Annotated in this window: 19 protein-coding genes; 12 read left to right on the top strand and 7 right to left on the bottom strand. The window is 68.3% G+C overall.

Translation table 11 applies throughout. The features are described from left to right. Positions 1 to 29 precede the first annotated feature (29 nt). The 6 genes from ppsR (at position 30) to QN347_RS09380 (ending at position 5718) form a co-directional block, all read left to right on the top strand. Positions 30 to 1454: a transcriptional regulator PpsR gene (ppsR, locus tag QN347_RS09405; RefSeq protein ID WP_322161884.1), complete on the top strand. Its 1425-nt coding sequence runs from the start codon at positions 30 to 32 to the stop codon at positions 1452 to 1454. A gap of 77 nt (positions 1455 to 1531) precedes the next feature. Continuing rightward, positions 1532 to 2443, top strand: coding sequence for a chlorophyll synthase ChlG (chlG, locus tag QN347_RS09400; protein ID WP_322161886.1), 912 nt, complete (start codon positions 1532 to 1534; stop codon positions 2441 to 2443). After that, positions 2440 to 3759 (top strand): BCD family MFS transporter, encoded by a 1320-nt coding sequence (locus tag QN347_RS09395; RefSeq protein WP_322161888.1) that lies wholly within the window; start codon positions 2440 to 2442, stop codon positions 3757 to 3759. The genes chlG and QN347_RS09395 overlap by 4 nt, the downstream gene beginning before the upstream one ends. Further along, on the top strand, positions 3756 to 4937 hold the full coding sequence (locus QN347_RS09390) for a geranylgeranyl diphosphate reductase (RefSeq protein ID WP_322161889.1): 1182 nt from the start codon (positions 3756 to 3758) through the stop codon (positions 4935 to 4937). The genes QN347_RS09395 and QN347_RS09390 overlap by 4 nt, the downstream gene beginning before the upstream one ends. Next, positions 4934 to 5437 carry a TspO/MBR family protein gene (locus QN347_RS09385; RefSeq protein WP_133191457.1) on the top strand — a complete coding sequence of 168 codons (504 nt, stop codon included), beginning with the start codon at positions 4934 to 4936 and terminating at the stop codon, positions 5435 to 5437. The genes QN347_RS09390 and QN347_RS09385 overlap by 4 nt, the downstream gene beginning before the upstream one ends. Continuing rightward, the gene (locus QN347_RS09380; protein WP_322161891.1) at positions 5434 to 5718 is read left to right on the top strand and encodes a hypothetical protein; all 285 of its coding nucleotides are present in this window, start codon (positions 5434 to 5436) and stop codon (positions 5716 to 5718) included. Before QN347_RS09385 ends, QN347_RS09380 begins: the two co-directional genes overlap by 4 nt. 60 nt (positions 5719 to 5778) lie before the next feature. On the opposite strand, the gene QN347_RS09375 is transcribed toward QN347_RS09380, so the two are convergent. The 7 genes from QN347_RS09375 to QN347_RS09345 all read right to left on the bottom strand — a co-directional run bounded on the left by QN347_RS09375 (position 5779) and on the right by QN347_RS09345 (position 16651). Then, a complete protein-coding gene (locus tag QN347_RS09375) occupies positions 5779 to 6339 on the bottom strand; it encodes a c-type cytochrome (RefSeq protein ID WP_229839376.1) in 561 nt (186 codons plus the stop codon). A 119-nt stretch (positions 6340 to 6458) separates the two neighbouring features. Beyond that, positions 6459 to 7685 (bottom strand): DUF885 family protein, encoded by a 1227-nt coding sequence (locus QN347_RS09370; protein ID WP_322161893.1) that lies wholly within the window; start codon positions 7683 to 7685, stop codon positions 6459 to 6461. Then, the gene (locus QN347_RS09365) at positions 7682 to 11467 is read right to left on the bottom strand and encodes a LamG-like jellyroll fold domain-containing protein (RefSeq protein ID WP_322161895.1); all 3786 of its coding nucleotides are present in this window, start codon (positions 11465 to 11467) and stop codon (positions 7682 to 7684) included. Before QN347_RS09365 ends, QN347_RS09370 begins: the two co-directional genes overlap by 4 nt. Further along, a complete protein-coding gene (locus tag QN347_RS09360) occupies positions 11457 to 12755 on the bottom strand; it encodes an MFS transporter (RefSeq protein WP_133191460.1) in 1299 nt (432 codons plus the stop codon). Before QN347_RS09360 ends, QN347_RS09365 begins: the two co-directional genes overlap by 11 nt. Positions 12756 to 12816: 61 nt before the next feature. Continuing rightward, positions 12817 to 13611: a 2-keto-4-pentenoate hydratase gene (locus tag QN347_RS09355; protein ID WP_189676375.1), complete on the bottom strand. Its 795-nt coding sequence runs from the start codon at positions 13609 to 13611 to the stop codon at positions 12817 to 12819. Positions 13612 to 13718: 107 nt separating this feature from the next. Continuing rightward, on the bottom strand, positions 13719 to 15158 hold the full coding sequence (locus QN347_RS09350; RefSeq protein WP_322161896.1) for a mannitol dehydrogenase family protein: 1440 nt from the start codon (positions 15156 to 15158) through the stop codon (positions 13719 to 13721). Further along, positions 15155 to 16651, bottom strand: a complete 1497-nt coding sequence (locus QN347_RS09345) for an altronate dehydratase family protein (RefSeq protein WP_322161898.1) — start codon at positions 16649 to 16651, stop codon at positions 15155 to 15157. Before QN347_RS09345 ends, QN347_RS09350 begins: the two co-directional genes overlap by 4 nt. 124 nt (positions 16652 to 16775) lie before the next feature. On the opposite strand from QN347_RS09345, the gene QN347_RS09340 reads away from it, so the two are divergent. The 6 genes from QN347_RS09340 to QN347_RS09315 all read left to right on the top strand — a co-directional run bounded on the left by QN347_RS09340 (position 16776) and on the right by QN347_RS09315 (position 23729). Next, on the top strand, positions 16776 to 17801 hold the full coding sequence (locus tag QN347_RS09340; RefSeq protein WP_322161900.1) for a LacI family DNA-binding transcriptional regulator: 1026 nt from the start codon (positions 16776 to 16778) through the stop codon (positions 17799 to 17801). Positions 17802 to 17880: 79 nt separating this feature from the next. Next, positions 17881 to 19323 (top strand): glucuronate isomerase, encoded by a 1443-nt coding sequence (gene uxaC, locus QN347_RS09335; RefSeq protein WP_322161902.1) that lies wholly within the window; start codon positions 17881 to 17883, stop codon positions 19321 to 19323. Positions 19324 to 19340: 17 nt separating this feature from the next. Beyond that, positions 19341 to 20183: a 5-dehydro-4-deoxy-D-glucuronate isomerase gene (gene kduI, locus QN347_RS09330; RefSeq protein ID WP_322161904.1), complete on the top strand. Its 843-nt coding sequence runs from the start codon at positions 19341 to 19343 to the stop codon at positions 20181 to 20183. A gap of 118 nt (positions 20184 to 20301) precedes the next feature. Beyond that, positions 20302 to 21057 carry a 2-dehydro-3-deoxy-D-gluconate 5-dehydrogenase KduD gene (gene kduD / locus QN347_RS09325; RefSeq protein ID WP_322161906.1) on the top strand — a complete coding sequence of 252 codons (756 nt, stop codon included), beginning with the start codon at positions 20302 to 20304 and terminating at the stop codon, positions 21055 to 21057. Between the two features lie 112 nt (positions 21058 to 21169). After that, positions 21170 to 22174 carry a sugar kinase gene (locus QN347_RS09320; RefSeq protein ID WP_322161908.1) on the top strand — a complete coding sequence of 335 codons (1005 nt, stop codon included), beginning with the start codon at positions 21170 to 21172 and terminating at the stop codon, positions 22172 to 22174. Next, on the top strand, positions 22161 to 23729 hold the full coding sequence (locus QN347_RS09315; protein ID WP_322161910.1) for a carboxylesterase/lipase family protein: 1569 nt from the start codon (positions 22161 to 22163) through the stop codon (positions 23727 to 23729). The genes QN347_RS09320 and QN347_RS09315 overlap by 14 nt, the downstream gene beginning before the upstream one ends. Positions 23730 to 23932 lie beyond the last annotated feature (203 nt).

Here is a 23932-nt window from a genome sequence, read left to right as displayed (position 1 = left end):
AGGACTTCAGGAGTATGAACGGTTCGGCGATGAACGATCGTCCCCCCCATCCTGCACCCAATGCCTTTTGCGATCCCGAAACGGTGGTGCGCACGCTTGCGCCCCACGCAGCCGTGTCGTTGCTTGCCTCGGTAGGCGATGTCGCGCTGGTGCTCGATTCCGCTGGCGTGATCCGCGACATCGCGGTCCCCAATGCCGAGCTCGACGCGCAGGGCGTGCGCGACTGGGTCGGCCAGCGCTGGCACGATGTCGTCACGTCGGAAAGCCAGCCGAAGATCGTCGACATGCTTGCCGAGCATGGCGAGTCGACGCGCTGGCGGCAGGTCAATCACATCCTGCCCAGCGGCGACGTGCCGATCCGCTATCTCGTCATGAAAACGGGTGCCGATGGCAGCATCATCGCGATCGGTCGAGAGATGCGCGCGGCGGCGGCGCTCCAGCAGCGCTTGCTCCAGACGCAGCAGTCGCTCGAACGCGACTATATCAAGCTGCGCCAGGCCGAGGCGCGCTATCGCATGCTGTTCGATCTCGGCACCGAGCCGATCCTGATCGTCGATGCCGCGACGCGCCGCATCCGGGAGAGCAATCCGGCGGCGCTCAATCTGCTTGGCGTCACGGACGGGGCCCTTGCGGACCAGTCGATCGGCGCGATCGTCGCAGCCGAGGATCGGGACAGCTTCATCGCGCATCTCGGCGCGGCGAGCGCGACCGACGATCTCCCGTCGATCGCGGTCCGGCTCGCTGGCGAACACGGCAATGCGGAAATCTCGGCGCGGCTGTTCCGCCAGGGGCGCGCGGCGCTGTTGCTCGTGCGGATCGTCGCTGCTGCGCCGCAGCCGGTGCTCGCCTCGCATGCCGCGGCGGTGGAGGATGTCATCGAGCACATGCCCGATGCCTTCGTGCTGACCGATGCCGACCTCACTATCCTTGTCGCGAACGCCGCGTTCGTCGAGCTGGCGGGCGTTGCGTCGGCCGAGCGCGTGATCGGCGCGCCGCTCGGCACATGGCTCGGGCGCCCCGGTATCGATCTCGACCTGATCCTCGCGCAGATCCGTGATCATACCGCCGTCCGCAACGTCGCGACGATTCTGCGCGGTCAGAACGGCGCGCAGGAAGAGATCGAGCTGTCGGGCGTCGTTGCGCCGCAAGGCGATTCGCTATGCTACGGCTTCACGATCCGCAATGTCGCGCGGCGCTTGAGCAGCGTGGCGCCCGAGGAGCGCGCCGCGCCGCGATCGGTCGAGCAACTGACCGAATTGGTCGGGCGGATGTCGCTCAAGGATATCGTCCGCGAATCGACCGACTTGATCGAGCGGCTCTGCATCGAAGCGGCGCTCGCTTATACCTCGGACAATCGCGCATCGGCTGCGGAAATCCTCGGGGTGAGTCGGCAAAGCCTCTATTCCAAGCTCCACCGGCACGGATTGGGCAATCTTGTCTCGGGCGACAATTGACGCACTGACAGCCCTGCTTGACACAGCAAGTGTCAAAATCATTTGACGTTGAAACGTGTCCGCCATAGCTTTGCGGCATGGCACGTGTGACGACTCCTTCGCTCGCTGCTCCGCAGCTTCCGCGGCTTCGCGACGTGCTCGAGCTGCTCAAGCCGATCACGTGGTTTCCCCCGATCTGGGCGTTCGGCTGCGGCGTGGCGTCGGCGGGCGTGCCGGTAGCGAGCCGGTTGCCGTTTCTCATCGCCGGGATCTTGCTCGTCGGGCCGCTGGTGTGCGGCACCAGCCAAGCGGTCAACGACTGGTTCGACCGCCATGTCGACGCGATCAACGAGCCTGGACGGCCGATCCCCTCGGGCCGGATCGCCGGCCAATGGGGTCTGTGGATCGCGATCATCGGCACCGTGCTGGCGCTTGTCGTCGCGGCGGCGACCGACCGCTGGGTGTTCGCTGCGACGTGCCTCGCGCTGGTCTTCGCCTGGGCGTACAGCGCGCCGCCGTTCCGGCTCAAGCAAAGCGGGGTCTGGGGGCCGATCGCGGTGGCGCTGACCTATGAGGGGCTGACCTGGTTTACCGGCGCGGCGGTGATGGCGGGGGCGTTCCCGTCGCCGCAGATCCTCGCGATTCTGCTGCTGTACAGTGCCGGCGCGTTCGGCATCATGACGCTCAACGATTTCAAGGCGGTCGAAGGCGATCGCGCGATGGGGATCCGCTCGCTGCCGGCGACGCTGGGCGTCGATCGTGCGGCGCGGCTCGCCTGTAGCGTGATGATCCTCCCGCAAATCGGCGTGATCGTGCTGCTCGGGCTGTGGCAGCACTCGCTCGTCGCGGCGAGCGTTACCGCCTTGCTCGTCGGGCAGCTGGCGTTGATGACGCGCCTGCTGCGCGATCCGCTGCGCTTCACGCCGTGGTACAATGCGACGGGCACGAGCCTGTATGTCCTCGGCATGCTGGCCTCGGCGCTCGGGCTCGGGGGAGTGCTCGGGCTATGACGCGCGCGGGATCGCAGGCGGGGCTCGGCTGGGTCGGTATCGTCCGGTTGGGGCTGGTGCAAAGCGCGATCGGCGCGATCGTGATGCTGGCGACGTCGCTGCTCAATCGCGTGATGGTGGTCGAATACGCCTTGCCCGCGGCGCTGCCCGCCGGGCTCGTCGCGTGGCATTATGCGGTGCAGCTCTCGCGCCCGCTATGGGGGCATCGCTCGGACAGTGGCCGGCGGCGGACGCCGTGGGTGATTGGCGGGATGGCGGTGCTCGCATGCGGGGCGATGCTCGCGGTCGCGGCGGTCGGAGTGGTCGCGCAGTCGGCCGCGATGGGGATCGCGATCGCGGTGCTCGGCTTCAGCTTGATCGGCGCAGGTGTCGGGGCAGCGGGAACGTCGCTGCTCGCGGTCCTCGCCACCCGCGTTGCACCCGAGCGTCGTGCGGCGGCGGCGTCTATCACTTGGATCATGATGGTCGTCGGGATCGTGGTGTCGGCGGGCGTGGCGGGCAAGCTCATCGATCCCTTCTCGTTCGCGCGGTTGCAGCTGGTGGTCGACGGCATCGCCAGCGCCGCCTTCCTGCTCGCGACGGTGGCGATCTGGGGGGTCGAAGCAGCGGGCGGGACACCGCGTCCAGCGACTCCTGCCGCGCGCGTTCCGCTCCGCCCGGCGCTCGCAGCGCTGTGGGCCGATCGCCGCGCGCGCGGGTTTACCGGCTTCGTCTTCCTGTCGATGCTCGCATACGCGATGCAGGACTTGATCCTCGAGCCCTTTACCGGGTTGCGCTTCGGGATGACGCCGAGCCAGTCGACTCAGGTTTCGGGGATCCAGCATGGCGGCGTGCTGCTCGGCATGATCGTGGTTGGGCTTGCCGGGGGCGCGTTCGATGCGCGGCGCGGCACTACGCTGCAACGCTGGATCGTCGGCGGGTGTATCGGGTCGGCGCTGGCGCTGGCGGGGCTCGCGCTGGCGGCGCGCGTCGGGCCGGGCTGGCCGATCCTTGCCAATATCTTTGCGCTTGGCTTTGCCAATGGCGTGTTCGCAGTCGCCGCGATCGGCGCGATGATGGCGCTGGCGGGCGCGGACGGCGAAGCGAAAGCGGGCTTGCGGATGGGCGTGTGGGGCGCGGCGCAAGCGATCGCGTTCGGGCTTGGCGGGCTGACCGGTGCAGTCGCGGTCGACGTCGGGCGTGCGATGCTCGGCTCGCTGCCCGAGACCTTCATGCTCGTGTTTGGCGCGGAGGCGCTGTTGTTCCTCATTGCCGCCGCTGTTTCGATCGATGCACCGCGCCGCGCCGGCGCGATTGGCCGCGAGGTGACGATATGACACCCGATTTCGACTGTGTTGTGATTGGCGGCGGGCCCGCGGGGGCAACCGCCGCGACCGACCTCGCGCGCAGCGGACGCCGCGTGCTGCTGCTCGACCGCGGCGGGCGGATCAAGCCGTGCGGCGGGGCGATCCCACCGCGCGCGATCCTCGATTTCGAGATACCCGAGCATTTGCTCGTCGCGCGTGCCACCGCCGCACGGATGGTCGCGCCATCGGCCAAGTCGGTCGACATGCCTGTCGGCGACGGTTTCGTCGGGCTGGTCGATCGCGCCGATTTCGACGAATGGTTGCGCGCACGCGCCGCGTTGGCGGGGGCCGAGCGGCGCACCGGCAGCTTCGCGCGGATCGAACGCGATGACGGGCATCCGGTGGTCGTGGTGCGCGGTGCGCGCGGCGAGGCCGAGCAGCGCATTTCGACGCGCTGCGTGATCGGCGCCGACGGGGCACGCTCCGAGGTCGCGCGGACCGAGCTGACGGGGGTTCCGCCGGTACCGTGCGTCTTTGCCTATCACGAGATCATCGCCGCCCCTGCCGATGGCAGCGCCGATTTCGACCCGGCGCGCTGCGACGTCTTCTATCAGGGCAAGCATTCGCCCGACTTCTACGCCTGGGTGTTTCCGCACGGCGACACCGCGAGCGTCGGCGTGGGCAGCGCACGCAAGGGCTTCGCGCTCCGCGCATCGGTCGCGGCGCTGCGGGCGCAGACCGGGCTCGATGCATGCGAGACGCTGCGCTGCGAAGGCGCGCCGATCCCGCTCAAGCCGCTCAAACGCTGGGACAATGGCCGCGACGTGCTGGTTGCAGGCGACGCTGCCGGCGTCGTCGCGCCGGCGTCGGGCGAGGGCATCTATTATGCGATGGCGGGGGGGCGCTACGCCGCCGAGGCGATCGAGGCGTATCTCGTGACGGGCAAGGCGGCGGTGCTGCGGCAAGCGCGCAAGCGCTTCCTGCGCGCGCACGGCCGGGTTTTCTGGATCCTCGGGATCATGCAATATTTCTGGTACGCAAACGACAAGCGGCGCGAGCGCTTCGTCAAGATCTGCGAGGATCCCGACGTCCAGCGGCTGACCTGGGACGCCTATATGCACAAGCGACTCGTTCGCGCGAAGCCGGTCGCGCATGTCCGCATCTTCCTCAAGGACATGCGCCATTTGCTCGGGCTGGCACCGGCATGAGGCGCACACCATCCGTCGTGCACCCCGCCTGGGGCTTGCCGATCGCGGTTGCGGCGTGTGCCGCGCTGCTCGTCGCGGTGATGGGGGGGACGATCACTGAGATCGGGCCGTGGTATCACGGCTTGGTGCAGCCGCGCTGGGCCCCGCCCGAGGCGGCGTATGGCGTCGTGTGGACGACGATCTACCTGATCACCACTTGCGCTGCGGTCACCGGCTGGCGCGCGATCCCCGACCGGCACGGCGCCGAGTGGATGATCGGGCTGTTCGCGCTCACCGGTTTCCTCAACATCGTGTGGAGCGTGTTGCTCTTCCGGCTGCATCGGCCCGATTGGGCGGCGGTGGAGGCGGTGGCGTGGTGGGTCGCGATCGTGGTGTGGATTTACACGCTGTGGCCGCGTTCGCTCGCGGCGGCTTTGCTGCTGCTGCCGTATCTCGGTGTGGTCACCTTCGCCGGCTATCTCACGATGACGATTGCGCGGCTCAACGGGCCGTTTGGGTGAGCGCGCTTGCCGACTGGCTCTATGCGCGGGGGCACGCGATCGACTTGATCCTCGGCATCGTGCTGCTCGAGGCGATGTGGTTGACGCGGTGGAAAGGCTGGACGCTGCGCGCGGCGGCGGCGTGTCTGTTGCCCGGTGTCATACTGCTGCTGGCATTGCGCGCGGCATTGGTCGGGATGGCGTGGCCGTGGATCGCGCTCGCGCTGGTTCTGTCGTTTCCGGCGCACCTTGCCGACCTGATGCTGCGTGATCGCGGTAGGCGCGCGCGGCAAGCGCGGTAATCGGGGCGGGTGATCGCCACCCCAGGCCAAGGCCCGGAGTGACGATCGCTCAAGCGGTGTTTACGAATTTGCCTTGAGATAGGCGATGACGTCGGCGCGCTTCTGCGGGTCGGTTGGCCAACCGGCAAACGACATCTTGGTGCCGGGGACGATGCGCTGCGGATTTTCGAGGTACTGGAACAGCTTTTCCTCGGTCCAGGTAATGCCGCTATTCTTGTTGGCGGTCGAATAGACGAAGCCCGGAATGATCCCGGCCTTGCGCCCGACGACGGCGTGCAGCGACGGCCCGATCTTGTTCACGCCCGCTTCGATCGCGTGGCAGGTCTTGCACGTGATGAAGTCGGCCTCGCCCTTCTTGGCGTCGCCGGTATAGGCGGCGAGCTTGACCCCGGCGATCGTGTCGACATTGTCTGCAGCGACCGCAGCCGCGGCGGCGGGCGCAGCGGCACCCGGTGCCGTCGCAGGCGCTGCGGCCGGCGCGGTGGCAGCCGCAGTCTCGGTCGTCGTGGTAGTGCTGGTCTGTTCGGTTTCGGCTTTCTTTGCGCACGCCGTCAGCGCAAGCGCGGCGCATGACACGCCGAAGATAATATGGCCAATCCGCATCGTTGATGGTGTGCGCATGATCCTGCTCCTGTTGGTCTGAAGTCTCTCCCGCCCGGCATATTCGACACTATCGGCGCATGCCTGTCCAGCGGAATTGACACTGGTTTGCGATCCGCAGCGGCACGGGGGAGCGGTCTTCAGTGCCGCGCGCGGCGGGCGATCTCCTCGCGGCGCATCCGCCCGTCCTTGAGAATCGCCTGATGGTAGCGGCGCAGCGCAGCGCCCCTGCGCCGCTGCGCGCCGTCCTCGACCGCCAGCGCGGCGAGCATTTCGGCGGTGCGCGTCATCGGATCCTGCGCGATTCGCGCGAGATCGGCGTCGAACGGCGCGAAGGCGACGGGCTCGCCTTGCCACGCGACCAACCGCGCGCGCGCCTCGTCGATCGACTGGCCGTCGCGGTGGATCGCGAGATCGGCGAGCGCGCGCCCGATCCGGAACAGCCGCCAGTGAAGCTGGCCGAGCGCGGCGCGGGGGTCGCGTGCATAGCCCCCGTCCTGCGCGATCCGCTGCTCGATCGCGATGCTCCAGCCTTCGGGGAAGCACGGTGCATAGTCGAGCCGCAGCGGATGCGGATCGGCGATCGCCTCGATCGGCAGCTGGATCATGTGCCCGGGGACGAGTTCGTGCGCGACGACGCTGGGGAGCGTCCAGCGCGGTCGATCGTGGACATGCGTGAGATCGACGCGGTAGCCGCCGGTATGACCGGGCGTCGGCAGCGTGCGCGCACCGATCCGGCCGGCGGCGATGTCGGTGGCGCTCGGCCGGATCGCGGCGACGTCGAGCGCGTAGCGCGGCACGGGACCGATCAGCGCCGGCACTTGCGCGCTGAACATCGCGAGCCAGCGGTTCATGTCGGCCACCGCGGCATCGCGACCGGCGTCCGAATCGGGGTACAGGTCGCGCTCGTCCTGCCATAGCCGCGTGAAGCCCGCGCCGGTCGTCGTGCCGCTGATGCCGATCGCAGCGAACAGTTGCGCCGCCTGCACCTCGCAGCGCGCGCGTTCGCGCTCGAGCCGGTGTGTCGCGGCGTCGAGCGTGACGCCGTCGCCCAGCTTGCGGCGCAGCAGGAGCGTGAGCAGGCCGGCATCGTGGGTGCCGCTCGGCTTGGCGCGCGGATCGACCCCGCGCGCGACGATCGCGGCATCGACCGCGAGCCCTGCGCGCGCCGTCACGAGATCGAGCCGCGCGGCCGGCGAGAGTGCGGCTGCATCGAAGGGCGCGAGAAAGCGCAATGCCGTGACCGGATCGCGCTCGGCGCGTGCGGTGTCGAGTGCCGCGCGCAAGGCGTCGCTGGCCGCACGCGCGCGCCATGGCAGCAAGGCGAGCGCCGCGCCGCCGGCGAGGACCGCGCGCCGCGTCGTCATCGCACGCGGTCGGCGAGCGCCACGCGGTTGTTCTGGCGCGTCACTTCGGCTGTGTCGTCGAGCGGATCGACCTGAATTGCGAGCTGGTGCGGATCGCGTCCGGCGGGGATCGTCAGCGTGACCGTGGCGGTGCGGGGCAGCAGATCGCTCGGCGCGGCAAGCGGGGCAAGCGGGACGCTGGCGAGCATCGCGTCGCCCCACAGCGAAACGCGCGCTCGCGGCGTCGCGACCGCGCCGAGGCTGTGGACGGTGACGCGCACGGTGCGCCCCTCGACCCGGATGTCGTCACGGCCGATGCCGAGATCGGGCCGCGTCTCGACGGGCGCCGATGGCGTGACGAGCGCGAAAGCGTAGACCGTCATCGCAGTGGGGGCGAACGCCACGGGCACGCTCGCGCTGCGTTCGAGCGTGATCGCCTCCGCTGGGCCGACCGCGATCATCGTCTTGCCGTCGTCGGTCGTCGTGCCGCGCGTCATCGACCAGCGGCCGGCGGTGACATTCCAGGTCGTCATCGTCGCGGCCTGTGCCGTCGCGCCGATATTGTAGCCGAGCACGCGGAAGTGCGTCGGCGTCGCGTTCGGCAGCAGGATCGCGACCTGTTCCGCAGCCCCGGCTTGGGCGAAGCGCCAGCTCACCGTGTTGCCCGGCCAGGTCTGGTTGCGCTTGAGCGCGATCCCGCCGAGCCGTTCGCGCTGGAGGATTTCGTTGGGCTGCTCGACACGGTCGGACCACCAATGCCCTTCGGTGTACATCGCCATATGCTGCGATTTGTCGGCGATCGCGTCGGCGTGGAGCGCGGCGAGCGTGCCGAGATCGCCGCTTGCCGACCAGGCGGCGTAGCGTGCGAACGCCTCGTCGCCCTTCGCCGCGCGTGCCAGTAATGCCGAGCCTTGGGGGAGCGCGGTGAAGGCATTCTCGTTGAACTCGGCGAGCGCCGCGCCGCCGCCCTTCGCCGCGCGCGCCTCGATCGGGCGGAGATATTTCGCGTCGCCCGTGAAGCGCCATGCCGCCCACGCCGATTGCAGCGGCGTCGTCACCCCACCGCCATCGCCGACGCGCGTGGCGTCACTGCGCCAGTTGATTTCGTTGGGGTAGGACCACAGCCCGTCGTCGCCCTGTTTGCCATGCGCCATCCAGCCATCGACCGTGCCGGTGACGAGACCGCGCGCCGCGGCGTTGCCGTTGTAGAGGCCGAGCAGGATCGGCGCGTGCATCACCGTCCAGCTATACGGCTTCTGCCACTCCCACGCGCCTTCGCGGTACATCGTGCGCCCCCCATACCAGTTGCTGGCGAAGTGGAGATGCCCGGCGGGGTTCCTGAGGATCACGCCCTGGAGCGCCTTGGCGGTCGCCATCAGCCGCTCGACCGCGATCGGCTCGCCCCAGTTGAGATAGAGCCGCTCGGCGTCGGAATTGAGCCCTTCTTCATAAGCGTGGAGCTCGTCGGTGGTGATATAGCCGAGGCCGTTCACGCGCATGCCGTTCTTGTACGCCGCATCGGCGAGCGCGCGCAGCGAGGCGTTGATCTTGTCGGGCTCGACGCCCATCAGCGCGAGGCCCGGCCATTGCTGCGTCAGATCGGTATCGTCGGAAATGCCGCCGCCGAAATCGCCGTACGGGACCTGGCGATGGTTGATCCACCAGTCGACGAACTGCCGTGTGAGCTTGAGATCCTCGAGCTGGCGGAACGCCCACAGCGGGACCCCTGCGGGGGCGGTGGGTTGCACGAAGGCGGGCATGTTCTCGGGCCGATAATCGATGTCGGCCCAATATTGCCGCGCGAGGACATTGTCGGGATCGACGCGCAGCAAATCGGTAATGTCGCCGAACACGCGCGCGTAGAGCGCCTCGCGCTTCGAGGCGGTGTGCTCCTCGACGAGGAAGCCCCAATTGTCCTTCACCTGGTTGAGCCGGTCGGCGATATGTTCGGGAAGCGCTGCGGCGCGGTCCTTGAACACCAGGCGGATCTTGGCGCCGTTGAGCGCGGCGGCGTCGAAGCCCGCGTCGCTCGACGCGATGCTGAGATAGAGGCTGTCGTTCGACAGGATGCGGTCGCGCAGGTCGAGCCACAGCGTGCGGGCCTCGCCGGGGCGGACCGCGACCGACAGGTCGATCATGTCGCGCGCGGGCCAGATCGGGTCCTTCACGCGGATGTTCAGCGCGATCGGGCCGCTGCCCTTCAGCGCGGGCAAGTCGAGCGCGATGCCGTCGAGCCCGTCATGGAGGTTCTGCCATCCGTAATCGAACGCGCGCGCGAGCGGCTTGTCGGGATAGGCGTCGCCCAGACTCGCCGGAATGAGGATGTGGACGATCGGCAGGCCCGCGCTGCGCGGCTGGACGGGCGCACCGGCACCCGCCGCGCCCGCACCGACCGCGGCCTTGATCCCCGCGCTCGGCAGCGCGACGACGGTGCTGCGCTCATCGGGCGCGTATCGCCCGGCGATGAAGCTCTCGAGCGGGGCAAGCGACGCGATCCGGGTCGAAGCGTTGGCATCGAGCGTGTAGGAAAGTTTGAAACGTCCCGCCGGCTCGGCCCCGGCCTGGACGTCATACGCCCACAGCTCCTGGATCGGTTGCTCCTGCATCGTGTTGACGAAGCTCAGCGTGCCGCCCTGCCGCTCGGGCGTACTGGTGACGCTACGCACGACGCCCTTCGCCCGCGTCGCGAGCGTCGAGGATGCGCCGCCCTCGGACCACAGCAGCGACCCATAGGCCGCGCCGCGGATCTCGACGCGGTTGAAGCGCTCGCCCGCCGGGACGGTCAGATCGTAGCGCTTGCCGCCTTCGACATAGACGTTCCAATCGGGCAGCTCGAAATAATCGTCGCGGCCGGGGAGCTTCGAGCGGTTGTAGACGCCGGGCCAGGTCGTCTCGGCGATGCCGTCGACGCCCTTCCACATCCATTGCTTGAGATCCTTCGCGTCGGCGAATTCGACCTTGCGCACGGTGGTGACGGGCGCGTCGAGCAGCGGCGGCAGCGTCTTGTCCCAGCCGTAGCGGTGGAGCCAGGCGGTGCGCCGGCCGGTAGTGTCAGGCGCCGCCGCGGCGGCAGGCTCGCGCTTGTCGGCGAGTGCCGCGACATCCTCGGGGCGCAGCATGTGATCGTAGACGCGAATCTCGTCGAGATCGCTGCCGCGCATGAAATGATAGCGGCTCTGCACCTGGTGCGGCGACATCACGCGGCCGGCGAGCCCGAACTGGTCGAGCCCCGAATCGAGATCGGCGACTTGATCCTTGCGTGCGACGAGCGCGCCGTCGACGAACAGCTGGACGCCCTTGGTCTCGTCCCAGGCGAAGGCGATGTGCTTCCAGGCATCGGCCGCAGGCGTTTGCGGGATCGTCCACGAGACGCGGATTCGCGACAAATTGGCGTCGGTGACGAAGGCGTCGAAGCCGTGGCCGTTCCAGTCGATCCGCAGGAACGCCATGTCCCAGCTGCTGTGATCGGCGAACCCTGTGCGGAAGATCACGAACGGCGCCTGGCCGAGCGGGTCGCGCGGCCGCCAGAAGAAGCTCAGCGTGCCGCGCTGCGCGCGAAAATTGCCTGGCGCCTTCCACGCGACATAGCCGTCATCGGCCCAGCGCGCCGCGCCGCCGATCGCGCCGTTGGGGACGACGGTCACATTGCTGCGGAAGTTCGGGACGGGATCGCCGACTGCCACATCGGCAGTCAGGCTGGTATCGGCCGAGGCGCGGAAGAGCAACCCAGTCGCATCCTGCGCCGCAGCGGGCGACGCGACCGCGATCGCGATCAGGCTCGCCAGTCCGACCTTACAGCGCATCGACGCGAGCCAGGCGCGGGGAGAGGAGATGGATCACGCCGACCGCGATCAGATAGACGCTGCCCGCGACCGCGAAGATCAGCGTGTAGCTGCCCGTCGTCTGGAGGATGTAGCCGGTGAACTTGGCCATCCCCATCCCGCCGATCGCGCCGACCATCCCGCCGATCCCGACGACCGAGCCGACCGCCTTGCGCGGAAACATGTCCGACGGGATCGTGTAGAGATTGGCCGAGAAGGCCTGGTGCGCCGCGGTCGCCAGCCCGACGATCGCCACCGCCGCCCACAGATTGGCGACATATTGCGCAAAGAAGATCGGCATGACGAGAAAGGCGCACGCCAGCATCACCGTCTTGCGCGCGCGATTGGCGCTCCAGCCGCGCTTCATCAGTTTCGACGACGACCAACCGCCCGCGATGCTGCCGAAATCGGAGATAAGATAGATCACGACAAGCGGCGGGCCGAAGCTCTTGAGATCGAGGTGGTATGCCTTCGACAGGAAATCGGGCGTCCAGAACAGGAAGAGCCACCAGATCGGGTCGATCAGGAACTTGCCGAGCGCATAGGCCCAGGTCTCGCGATAGCCGAGCAGCTGGATCCACGGCATCTTTCCGCTCGCATCGGCGGGGTCGCTCTCGATGTACGCAAGCTCGGCCGCCGACACGCGCGGCTGTTCGCGCGGGCGGCGATAGATCGCGATCCACGCGACGAGCCAGACCAGACTCGCCACGCCGGTGACGATGAACGCCATCCGCCAGCCGAAGGCGAGCGTGATCGCGGGGACGATCAGCGGCGTGATCACCGCGCCGATATTGGCGCCGGCGTTGAACAGGCCGGTGGCGAAGGCGCGTTCGCGTGCCGGAAACCATTCCGACACGGCCTTGATCCCCGACGGGAAATTGCCCGATTCGCCGAGCCCCAGCACCGCGCGCGCGGCGGCGAACTGCAAGGTCGATCCGGCAAAACCGCACAAGGTGTGGCCCGCGGTCCAGATGATGAAGGCCAGCGAATAGCCGACGCGCGCGCCGAGCCGGTCGACGATCGATCCGAAGCTGATATAGCCGATCGCATAGGCCGCCTGGAACCAGAAGACGATGTCGGCATAGGCGTTCTCGTCCCAGCCGAATTCGCCCGAGATGTTGGGCTTGAGCAGTCCGATCATCTGCCGGTCGACATAGTTGATCGCGGTTGCCGCAAACAGTAGCCCGCAGATCAGCCAGCGATACCGCCCGCTCGCGCCCGCCACTGCGGCGCTGCCCGTGCTGTCGATCGGAAATTCGGCCGTCGCCATCATCGCTCTCCTGTCGGCGGCCCTATGCTGGGCCTTTTTTCCGAAAATCGTCGGGGTCTCGCTATTGCGCGGAAATGCTGCACGCCACCTGCAGGCGGTTATCGAAGATCGCGACGACCTTCGCACCGATCGCGACCGGATGCACGCCGCTGACCGCGCCGGTCGAGATCCATTGTCCCGCAGACAAGGCGATCCCGCGCGCCGCCATCAGCTCGAACAGGAAGCGCGCCGCGCCGAACGGGCCGTCGAGCATCGTCGCGGCGGTCGCGACGCCGGTCGTGACGCCGTCGATCGTCAGTTCGACCGGCCAGGCGTTGACGTCGATGTCGCGCCAGTCGGACACGTCGGCGCCGATGACGAGCCCGTTATTGTTGCCGAAGTCGGAAATGGTGACGCCTGCGCCGTGATCGTTGATCCCGCCGAAAGGCGAGCTCGCGATCTCGATGCCGACGCAGACGCGGTCGATCAGCGCTGTCGCCTCGGCGAGCGTATAGTCGGGCTTGGCGGGGTCGGGCGCAGTGCCGATGCGCAGCAGGAACTCGGCCTCGGCGGCGGCGAAGCCACCGGCGAAGACGGGCATCGCGCGCGGCGTGTCGCCTTCGTCGAAGGTCTGGTCGGCGAAGATCGGTCCGGCGAGGCGGTCGGCGCCTTCGAATGGCGGGTTGATCCGCCCGACCTTCCAGCCGGCGATCGGCTTGTCGGTCAGCGCGATCGCGGCGTCCTGCATCGCATAGGCTTCGGCGAGCGCTGCTGGCATCGTGCCGGGATATTCGACCAGGGCGGTGGCGTTACGCCGCGCCGTGACGAATTCGCTGGCGATCCGCGTGATATTCGTTTGACCGGTTTCGGACGTCACGTGCCGCAATCCCCCCTCGTGCCGTTCGATCGGCTTGTCGCGACTGGGTATGGGAAACCGGTGTCATTGACAAGAGGGGGTGCGACGGATCGCGGCGCGCGCGCCGCTCAATCGGACGAAAGCATCGCCCAATCGCCATCGAACGCAGCCTGTGCGGCGGCGGCAATCGCTGCGACGGCGGCGGGATCACCGGCCAATTCGCCCGAAAAGCCAAGCTTTGCGGCGATCAGCCGATCGAGCACGGTCGCGGCGCCGCCCTCGGCAGCGGCGGTGGCGAGTGCGGCGGCCGCCGGGTCGAGGATCGGCACGCCGGCACGTGCGCGCTGCATCAGGAAGGCGACCCAGCAGCCGAGCGCGATGACGACATGCTGTGGCATTTCGCCGCGCGCACGGTGCGCCGCGAGCGTATCGCCGAGCCGATAGGGGATCTTCTGGCTGCCATCGGCGGCGATCTGGTCGAGCCGGTGGACGATCGCGGGGTTGCGGAAGCGCGCGAGCACGGCTTCGCGGTACGCATTATGATCGAGCCCGGCGACCGGCTGCAGCGTCGGCACGATGTCTTCGCGGATCATCGCATCGACGAAACCGGCGAGCGCGACATCGCCCATCGCCTCGGACACGCTGGCATGGCCGCGCAGCAACCCGGCATAAGCGAGCGTCGAATGCGACCCGTTGAGCACGCGCAACTTGGCCTGTTCATAGCCCGCGACATTGTCGGTCAGCGTCGCCCCGGCGCGCGCGAGGGCGGCGCAGACGGGGGAGCCGACATCCTCGATCACCCATTGCGTGAAGGCCTCGCGCTGGACCGCGGCGCGGTCCCCGACGCCGAGCGCGGCGGCGACGGTTTCGTACAGTGCCGCGTCGCTGGCGGGGGTGATCGAATCGACCATCGTCCCGGGAACGAGCACCTGCGCCTCGATCCAGGCGGCAAGATCGGCGTCGGTCGTGGCGGCGAACGCCACCAGCGCGGCCTTCACCTTGGCGCCGTTATTGGCAAGATTGTCGCACGGCATCATCACGAAGGGCGGGGTGCCCGCCGCGCGCCGTGCGGCGAGGCCGCCGACGATCCAGCCGATCACGCTGCGTGGTACTGCAGGCGCGGCGAGATCGTGCACCACGTCGGGATGCGCGAGATCGAGGCTGCCATCGGCTGCGAGGCAATAGCCCTTCTCGGTCACCGTCGTCGTGACGAGCTTCACCTCGGCGTCGGCGAGCAGCGCCTGCGTTTCTGCAGCATCGTCGGGGCCGAGGAAGCGGCTATGCGCGCCGATCACGCGGAACCCTGGCGCGGCATCGCGAATCGCGAGCGTGTAGAGCCCCTGTTGCGCCGACAGCGCCTCGACGGTGCCAGCGCTGCGCAGCGAGACCGCGGCGATTCCCCAGCTCGGGTCGCCATCGAGCAGCGTGTCGATATAGCTCGCCTGGTGCGCGCGGTGGAACGCGCCGGGGCCGAAATGGACGATCCCGGTGGCAGGCGGGGCGGTGCGCGCGGGGCGGGCGATCGCGGCGGGGAGCGCGTCGAGCGCTGCATACTCAAGTCGGTTCACAGCGTGACACCCCGTTTCCAGATTGCGATCTCGCGCTCGCCATTGCGTTCGGCCGCGGTCGCAGCCCCCGAGGCGATCGCGCATAGCGTCGTGGCGAGCGCTTCGGCAACCGGCGCGAAACCGTGCTCGAGCACCGCGCCGGCGTCGAAGTCGATCCAGCCGGGTTTCCGCGTCGCGAGATCGCTGTTCGACGCAATCTTGAGCGTCGGCACGGGGAAGCCGAGCGGCGTGCCGCGGCCGGTCGTGAACAGGATCGCGGTCGCGCCCGCCGCGGCGAGCGCGGTGCATGACACGGCGTCGTTGCCCGGCGCTTCGAGCAGCGTCAGCCCGGTCGACGAAACTCGCCCGCCATAAGCCAGCACCTGCGACACCGCCGCGCGGCCCGCTTTCTGCACCGCGCCGAGCGATTTTTCCTCGAGCGTGGTGATCCCGCCCGCGACGTTGCCGGGCGAGGGGTTCTCCGAAACGGGCTCATTATGATCGAGGAAATAGCGTTTGAAATCGTTGACCATCGTCACGATCCCGTCGAACACGCGCTCATCGACTGCGCGGTCCATCAGCAGGCGCTCGGCGCCGAACATTTCGGGGATTTCGGTCAGCACGACGCTGCCGCCCGCCGCGACGACGCGCTCGCTGATCCGCCCGACGAGCGGGTTGGCGGTCAGCCCCGACAGCCCGTCCGACCCACCGCACTTCACGCCCAGCACGAGCCGGTCGAGCCCGACCGTGCTGCGCTCGGCGCGCGCGAGCGCGACGAGCTCGGCGACCTTGGCGACGCCTTCGTCGATTTCGTCGCCGGCAAGCTGCGTCACCAGCGTGCGGACCATCGGGCGCCGCGCCGCCGGGATTTCCTCGAGCAACGCAGCGATCTGGTTCGATTCGCAGCCGAGCCCGACGATCAGCACGCCACCGGCATTGGGATGGCAGGCAAGCGCGGCAAGGATACTGCGCGTCCCGTCGAGATCGTCGCCAAGCTGCGAACAGCCGAACGGATGCGTGAAGGCATGGACGCCGTCGATCGCGCCATCGCCGCTCGCGTGGGAGAGCGCCGCATCGGCGAGCGCGGCGATTCGCGTCGCGGTGCGCGCGACACAGCCGACGGTCGGCAGCACCCAGATCTCGTTGCGCGTCGCGACTCGGCCGTCGGCGCGAACATAGCCCTGGAAGGTCGCGTGGTCCGGGTCGGCCGGCGGCGAGGCGACTACGCCCGGCGTGAAGCGATAGTCGAGCGTCCCGTCGAGCGCGGTCGCAAGATTGTGCGAATGGACGTGCGCGCCGACCGCGATGTCGGCGGTGGCGGTGCCGATCGGGAAGCCGAACTTGATCACGGGCGCGCCCTTGGCGATCGGCAGGATCGCGATCTTGTGGCCGCTCGGCGTGTCGGCCAGCGCCGTCACCTGCTGCGTTCCGAAGGTGAGCGTATCGCCGGAAAACGCGGGCTCGACCAGCGTCGCCACGGTGTCGTCGGGATGGATCAGAAGCGCTTTGGGCACGGCAAAGGTCTTTCGGTAACCGGTATCAGCGCTGTGCCCCAGCGCGCGCGCGCTTGGCAAGGCTTGCCCGTGTTTTGGTCAGGCCACTAGCCAAGCCCGCCCCGGGGCGATTATGTCATGGCCGATGAAGAGCAGCGGACAAACGACGATCAACGATGTCGCGCGGATCGCGGGCGTTTCGAAGAAGACCGTCAGCCGGGTGATCAACCGCTCGCCGCTGCTCAACGACGATACGCGCCGCCGTGTCGAAGATGTCATCGCCGAGCTCGCCTACATCCCCAATCCGCAGGCGCGCGCTCTGGCACTGCGGCGCAATTTCCTGATCGGGCTCGTCCACGACAATCCCAACGCGCAGATGGTGATGAACGTCCAGCAGGGCATTCTCGAAGCGCTGCACGGCACCGAATTCGAGCTGGTGGTCCGCCCGGTCGATCGCGGATCGGCGACGATGCTGGTCGATCTGCGCCATTTCCTCGAGCGTCAACGGCTGTTCGGGCTCGTGCTGCTCCCGCCGATCAGCGAGAATGACACGATCGCCAAGCTGTGCGCCGAGATCGGCTGTCGCTATGTCCGCATGGGGTCGGCGCCGCTCGACGATGACGATCACATGGTCGCGTCGAACGATTGCGAGGCGGTGCGCGGCGCGACCGAATATCTCATCGCGCAGGGGCATCGGCGGATCGGGCTGATCGCTGGGCCGCATGGCTTCCGCTCGGCGCGCGAGCGGCGATTGGGCTTCGAGCAAGCGCTCGCCGATGCCGGAATCGCCTTGCCGCGCAGCATGATCGCCGACGGCAATTACACCTTCGAATCGGGGCTGACCGCGGCCGAGCGGCTGCTCGACCTGATGCCGCGCCCGACCGCGATCTTCGCGTGCAACGACGAGATGGCGGCGGGCGTGATGCACGCCGCGCGGCAACGCGGGCTCGATATCCCGAAGGATCTGTCGATCGTCGGGTTCGACGATACGCCCGTTGCCGCGCATGTCTGGCCGCCGCTGACGACGGTGCGCTGGCCGATCGCTTCGATGGCGCGCTCCGCCGCACTCAAATTGACCGCAGGGCTCGACGGCGAGGATATCGTCGAGGAGCCGTCGCTTTTCCTGTCGACGCTGATCCGCCGCGCGTCGGTGGCGGCGCCGAGCCATTAGCGATTTTGCGGCGCGATCTTGCGACGCACCCTGACACCGGTTACCAAGCCCGCAAAGACAAGCGGGGAGGGAGATGATGATGACACGACCACTCGACCTGAACCCCGATCGCCTCTTCCCGAGCGACCCCGCGACGCGCGCGATCGCGCGCACGCTGTATGCCGAAATCGCCGACCTGCCGATCGTCAGCCCGCACGGCCACACCGATGCCGGCTGGTTCGCCGACGACGCAGCCTGGAGCGACGCCACCGCGCTGCTGCTCGCGCCCGATCATTACATCTTCCGCATGCTCTACAGCCAGGGCGTCGACCTCGACGCGCTGGCGATCCCGAGCCGCGCGGGCGTCCCCGCGACCGATCCGCGCGAAGCGTGGCGGCTGTTCGCGCAGAACGTGCATCTCTTCCGCGGCACGCCGTCGCGCCTCTGGCTCGACCATGTCTTTGCCGAGGTGTTCGGCTTCGACGTCGCGCTCGATGCGACCACCGCAGATCTGTATTACGACACGATCGCCGAGAAGCTTGCCAGCGCGGCGTTCCGGCCGCGCGCGCTGTTCGATCGCTTCAAGATCGATTTCCTCGCGACGACCGAAGGTCCGCAGGACGATCTCGGCGCGCATCACCGGATCCGCGCGTCGGGCTGGCAGGGCCGTGTCGTCACGACGTATCGCCCCGATGGCGTGATCGACGTCGAGCATGAGCAATTCGGTCGCGCGATGACGCGCTTCGCCGAACTGACCGGCGAGGACGTCCATAGCTGGACCGGCTATCTCGCCGCGCACCGCAAGCGCCGCGCCGATTTCCGCGCGGCGGGTGCGACCGCGACCGACCACGGCCATCCGACCGCCGCCACCGCCAACCTGACGCCGCACGAGGCCGAGGCGCTGTTTGCAAAGATCGTCGGCGGCAGCTGGACCCCGGCCGATGCCGAGCTGTTCCGCGCGCAGATGCTGACCGAGATGGCCGCGATGTCGGTCGAGGACGGGATGGTGATGCAGCTCCACCCGGGGAGTTTCCGCAACCACAATGCCGGCCTGTTCGCGAGCCACGGCCGCGACAAGGGCGCCGACATTCCGATGCGCACCGATTACGTCAATGCGCTGAAACCGCTGCTCGATCGCTTCGGCACCTCGACCGCGCTGTCGATCATCCTCTTCACGCTCGACGAAAGCGTCTACGCGCGAGAATTGGCGCCGCTCGCCGGGCATTATCCGTGCCTCAAGCTCGGGCCGTCGTGGTGGTTCCATGACAGCCCCGAGGGGATGCGGCGCTTCCGCGAGATGACCACCGAGACCGCAGGTTTCTACAACACCGTCGGCTTCAACGACGACACGCGCGCCTTCCTGTCGATCCCAGCGCGGCACGATGTCGCGCGGCGGATCGATTGCGGCTTCCTCGCGCAGCTCGTCGCCGAGCACCGGCTCGAGGATTGGGAAGCCGTCGAGCTCGCGCACGAGCTGACCAGCGGCCTCGTCCGCCGCGCCTACCGTATCGACCAACCCGAAGCCGCCGCCAAAGCGGCCTGACCCCGGAGAGCCTCCCCATGTTCGACCGTACCTATTACGCCACGCATCCCGACATGATGGAATGCGTCTCGAATGACGAATTGCGCGATCGCTATTTGATCCAGGACCTGTTCCGCGCGGGCGAATGCGTGCTCAATTACACGCATGCCGAGCGCTTCGTGATCGGCGGCGTCGCGGTGGCGGGCGGCGCGGTCAAGCTGCCCGACCAGACCGAACCGGCCTCGGCGGCGGGGCATCCCTTCCTCGAGCGGCGCGAACTGGCGATCGTCAATGTCGGCAAGGCCGTGGGCACCGTCACCGTCGATGGCGAGACGTTCACGCTCGGCAACAAGGACTGCCTCTACGTCACGATGGGCGCGAAGGACGTGCAGTTTTCGGGTGAAGGCGCGCGCTTCTATCTGGCGTCGTGCCCGGCGCACAAGGCGTTCACGACCAAGCTGATCTCGACCAAGGATGCGACCGCGCTCGAGCGCGGTAGCCTCGCCGAATCGAACGAGCGGACGATCTTCCAGATGGTCATCCCCGGCATCTGCGACAGCGCGCAGCTGGTGATGGGCCTGACCGTGCTCAAGCCGGGCTCGGTGTGGAACACGATGCCGCCGCACATCCACGAGCGCCGCAGCGAAATCTATTTCTACTTCGAGCTCGACGATCTCGAGAAGGATCGCGTGTTCCATTACATGGGCGAGGGCGAAGCGACGCGTCACATCGTGATGGCGAACGAGGAGGCGGTGATCTCGCCGCCGTGGTCGATTCATATGGGGTCGGGCACCAAGGCGTACGCTTTCATCTGGGCGATGGCGGGCGAGAACCAGGATTATACCGACATGAACGTGCTGGATATCTGCCAGCTGGCGTAGCGCAGCCTGCTCCCCTCCCGCTTGCGGGAGGGGCGGGGGGAGGGCAGTCGCAAAGGAGCGCGCCCTCTCCATTCCCTCCCCTAGCCCCTCCCGCACGCGGGAGGGGAGGAGAAGAACAATGACCAATCCCTTCGATCTCACCGACAAGGTCGCCATCGTCACCGGCGCCAACACCGGCATCGGCCAGGCGATCGCCGTCGCGCTTGCCGCCGCTGGCGCCGACGTCGCCTGCGTCGGCCGCACTCCTGCCGAGGAGACCGTGGCGCAGATCCGCGCGCTCGGCCGCCGCGCCGAAATCGTCTCGGCCGATCTCTCGACGATCGCGCCTGTGCAAAGAGTCGTGGACGAAACCGTGGAAAAGCTCGGCGGGCTCGACATTCTCATCAACAATGCCGGTATCATCCGCCGCGCCGATGCGGTCGATTTCACCGAGGCGGATTGGGACGCGGTGATCGACACCAACCTCAAGTCGGTGTTCTTCCTGTGCCAGGCGGCCGGGCGCCACATGATCGCCAATGGCGGCGGCAAGATCGTCAACATCGCCTCGATGCTGACCTTCCAGGGCGGTATCCGCGTGCCGAGCTACACTGCGTCCAAGAGCGGGATCGGCGGCCTCACCAAGCTGCTCGCCAACGAATGGGCGAGCAAGGGGATCAACGTCAACGCGATCGCGCCGGGCTATATCGCGACCAACAACACCGCGGCACTGCAGGCCGACGAAAGCCGCAATCGCTCGATCCTCGAGCGCATTCCGGCGGGCAAATGGGGCGATGCGAGCGATCTCGGCGGCGCGGCGGTGTTTCTGTGCAGCGCGGCGGCGGCCTATGTGCAAGGGCATATCCTTGCGGTCGATGGCGGCTGGCTCGCACGCTGAGCCTGCGGCCGTCACCCCGGCCTTGTGCCGGGGCCCACCGCGCCGCACGCGGGGGGCGCTTTGAGAAGTGGACCACGGTACGAGGCCGGGGTGACGTAAGGGGTATCGACACATGACGTTTCTGGCTTTCGGCGAACTCATGCTGCGTCTGTCGCCGCCGGGGCGCGAGCTGTTGATGCAGACCCCCAAGCTCGACGTGTGGATCGCGGGCGCCGAGGCAAATGTCGCGAGCGCACTCGCCCGGCTCGGCCACGACGTCGCGGTCGCGAGTGCGGTGCCCGACAACGATCTCGGCCGCGCCGCGCTGACCAGCCTGCGCGGATCGGGGGTCGACACCAAGGGCATCCTGCTGCGCGGCGAGCGGATGGGGCTGTATTTCGTCACCTCGGGCGCGGGTCTGCGCGCGACCGAAGTGATCTACGACCGCGCTTACTCGTCCTTTGCCGAAACCCCGACCGAAGCGTGGGACTGGGATGCGCTGCTCGACGGTGTCGATCGGCTGCATCTGTCGGGCATCACCCCCGCGCTCGGACCCGTCCCTGCCGCCAGCGCGATCGCCGCAGCGGAAGCGGCCGCCGCCAAGGGCATCGCGATCTCGTTCGACGGCAATTGGCGCGGCAAATTGTGGGAGCGCTGGGACAGCGACCCGCGTCGCATCCTGGCGCAATTGGTCGCGCATGCCGACCTGATGTTCGGCAACCACCGCGACATCGCGCTGCTGCTCGATCGCGACTTCGGCAGCGATGGCGAGGATCGCCGGCGCGAAGCCGTCGACGCGGCGTTCGCGGCCTTTCCCAAGCTCCAGACGATCGCCTCGACCGCGCGGCACGTCGAGCATGTCGACCTCCACCGTCTCTCGGCGCGGATCGATACGCGCGCGGGGCATGCGCAGACCGAGGAAGTCGTGCTCGCCGGGATCGTCGACCGGATCGGTGGCGGCGATGCGTTTGCCGCCGGCGTGCTCCACGCCTTGCGGCGCGGTGGCGACATTGGCGAGGCGGCCAGGACCGGCCTCGCGCTGGCCGCGCTGAAGCATTCGCTCCCGGGCGACGCATCCTTGTTCCGCCAGTCCGATATCGATGCGTATCTGGCGGGCGGGCTCGATGTCCGCCGCTGAGCTGACGCGCCGCGCGCTGCTCGGCAGCGGCGCGGCGACGCTGGCGCTCGGGGCGAGCGGGTTGCGCGCGGCGGGACCAGCCGCACCGCGCATTGCGTGTCAGGCTGGCCGCTTCGAGGGCGTCCGGGATGGCACTACGGTTGCGTACCGCGGCATCCGCTACGGCCGCGCCGAGCGCTTTTGCGCGCCGACGCCGTTCCGCTACGGCAGCGACGTCCACCGCGCCGATCAGTTCGGCCCGGTCGCGCCGCAGAGCGGGACCGGCTACGGCGCGCAAGCCGAGGACTGCCTGTTCCTCAACATCTGGACCGGCCCGGGCGCGGCGCGCGGCAAGCCGGTGCTGCTCTACATCCACGGCGGGGCCTATTCGAACGGCAGCGTCACCGATCCGCTCAACGACGGCGCGACGCTTGCGGCGCGCGGCGATGTCGTCGTCGTCACGGTCAACCACCGGCTCAATGCGCTCGGTTACCTCTATCTTGCGCGGCTCGATCCGCGCTTTGCCGACAGCGGCAATGCCGGGCAGCTCGACCTGATCCTCGCGCTCAAATGGGTACGCGACAATATCGCGGCATTCGGCGGCGATCCGAACCGCGTGATGGTGTTCGGCCAATCGGGTGGCGGCGCGAAGATCGCCACAATGATGGGGATGCCCGCCGCACGCGGCCTGTTCCAGCGTGCCGCGACGATGAGCGGCCAGCAAGTCACCGCCTCGGGCCCGCTCAACGCAACCGCCCGCGCGCGCGCCTATCTCGCCAAGCTCGGCGTCGACGAGCGCAACCTCGCGCCATTGCTCGCCATGCCGCCCGAACGACTCGTCGCCGCGCTCGACGCGACCGATCCGATCCTCGGCGGCGGGGTGTATTTCGGGCCGGTGCTCGACATGAAATGGCTGGTGCGGCACCCGTTCTGGCCCGACGCCAATCCGCAAGGGCTCGGCATTCCGCTGATCCTCGGCAACGTCCGCGACGAGACGCGGGGTTTCGTCGCGATCGACGGGCCCAAGATCAAGGGGCTCGGCTGGGACAATATCGCCGCACGGATGGCGCCCGAATTGCGCATCGACGTGCTCCCCGAATGGGTCGTGTCCGAATATCGCACGCATTTCCCCGATTGGTCGCCGGTCGACGTGTTCTACGGCGCGACCACGGCGGGTCGCAGCTGGCGGGGGCAAGTGATCGAGGCCGAGGCGCGGGCGCGTGCCGGGGCGCCGGCCTGGGTCTATCAAGTCAATTTCGGGTCGCGCACCGATCCGCGGCGCGGCGCCTTCCATACGATGGACATTCCCTTGGTGTTCGGGACGCTTGGCGAACGCGGGTCGCAGACGGGCACGGGCGCCGACGCGCGCGCTGCATCGCAGGCGCTGCAGGACAGTTTCGTCGCACTCGCCAAGACCGGCGATCCCAACCATGCCGGCTTGCCCGCCTGGCCGCGCTACGACCTGACGCAGCGCGCGACGATGATGATCGATGCGGTGTCGCAGCGCGCCGACGATCCCCGCCGCTGGCAGCGCGAACTGTTTGCGCGCGTGCCCTATATCCAGCCGGGCAGCTGACTCAAAAACGCCGTTGACACCGGTTACCAAAGGCGACATTTTGGCGTCAGGACGAGATCGCCGCAGAGCGACCGTCGGGCAGGAGAGGTGCCATGCGCCGCACAGGCGCGCATTTTCCTCTCCTGTTCGCTGATCCGACGCTCCACCGCGGAGCCGGCCCAGCAACCGGTGTCAATCACCGCCGCGCGACGACGCATGGCGGT

It is taken from the genome of Sphingomonas sp. 10B4, assembly GCF_035019905.1.
GTDB lineage: Bacteria > Pseudomonadota > Alphaproteobacteria > Sphingomonadales > Sphingomonadaceae > Sphingomonas > Sphingomonas glacialis.
The sequence above is the reverse complement of the archived record's forward strand: the minus strand, read 5'-3'. Positions and strand labels throughout refer to the sequence as shown.

Bases quoted from the DNA above. Each gene is read 5' to 3' on its own strand.
- ppsR (WP_322161884.1), top strand. From the start codon at position 30: ATGAACGATCGTCCCCCCCATCCTGCACCCAATGCCTTTTGCGATCCC.
- chlG (WP_322161886.1), top strand. From the start codon at position 1,532: ATGGCACGTGTGACGACTCCTTCGCTCGCTGCTCCGCAGCTTCCGCGG.
- QN347_RS09395 (WP_322161888.1), top strand. From the start codon at position 2,440: ATGACGCGCGCGGGATCGCAGGCGGGGCTCGGCTGGGTCGGTATCGTC.
- QN347_RS09390 (WP_322161889.1), top strand. From the start codon at position 3,756: ATGACACCCGATTTCGACTGTGTTGTGATTGGCGGCGGGCCCGCGGGG.
- QN347_RS09385 (WP_133191457.1), top strand. From the start codon at position 4,934: ATGAGGCGCACACCATCCGTCGTGCACCCCGCCTGGGGCTTGCCGATC.
- QN347_RS09375 (WP_229839376.1), bottom strand. From the start codon at position 6,339: ATGCGCACACCATCAACGATGCGGATTGGCCATATTATCTTCGGCGTG.
- QN347_RS09370 (WP_322161893.1), bottom strand. From the start codon at position 7,685: ATGACGACGCGGCGCGCGGTCCTCGCCGGCGGCGCGGCGCTCGCCTTG.
- QN347_RS09365 (WP_322161895.1), bottom strand. From the start codon at position 11,467: ATGCGCTGTAAGGTCGGACTGGCGAGCCTGATCGCGATCGCGGTCGCG.
- QN347_RS09360 (WP_133191460.1), bottom strand. From the start codon at position 12,755: ATGGCGACGGCCGAATTTCCGATCGACAGCACGGGCAGCGCCGCAGTG.
- QN347_RS09340 (WP_322161900.1), top strand. From the start codon at position 16,776: ATGAAGAGCAGCGGACAAACGACGATCAACGATGTCGCGCGGATCGCG.
- uxaC (WP_322161902.1), top strand. From the start codon at position 17,881: ATGACACGACCACTCGACCTGAACCCCGATCGCCTCTTCCCGAGCGAC.
- kduI (WP_322161904.1), top strand. From the start codon at position 19,341: ATGTTCGACCGTACCTATTACGCCACGCATCCCGACATGATGGAATGC.
- kduD (WP_322161906.1), top strand. From the start codon at position 20,302: ATGACCAATCCCTTCGATCTCACCGACAAGGTCGCCATCGTCACCGGC.
- QN347_RS09320 (WP_322161908.1), top strand. From the start codon at position 21,170: ATGACGTTTCTGGCTTTCGGCGAACTCATGCTGCGTCTGTCGCCGCCG.
- QN347_RS09315 (WP_322161910.1), top strand. From the start codon at position 22,161: ATGTCCGCCGCTGAGCTGACGCGCCGCGCGCTGCTCGGCAGCGGCGCG.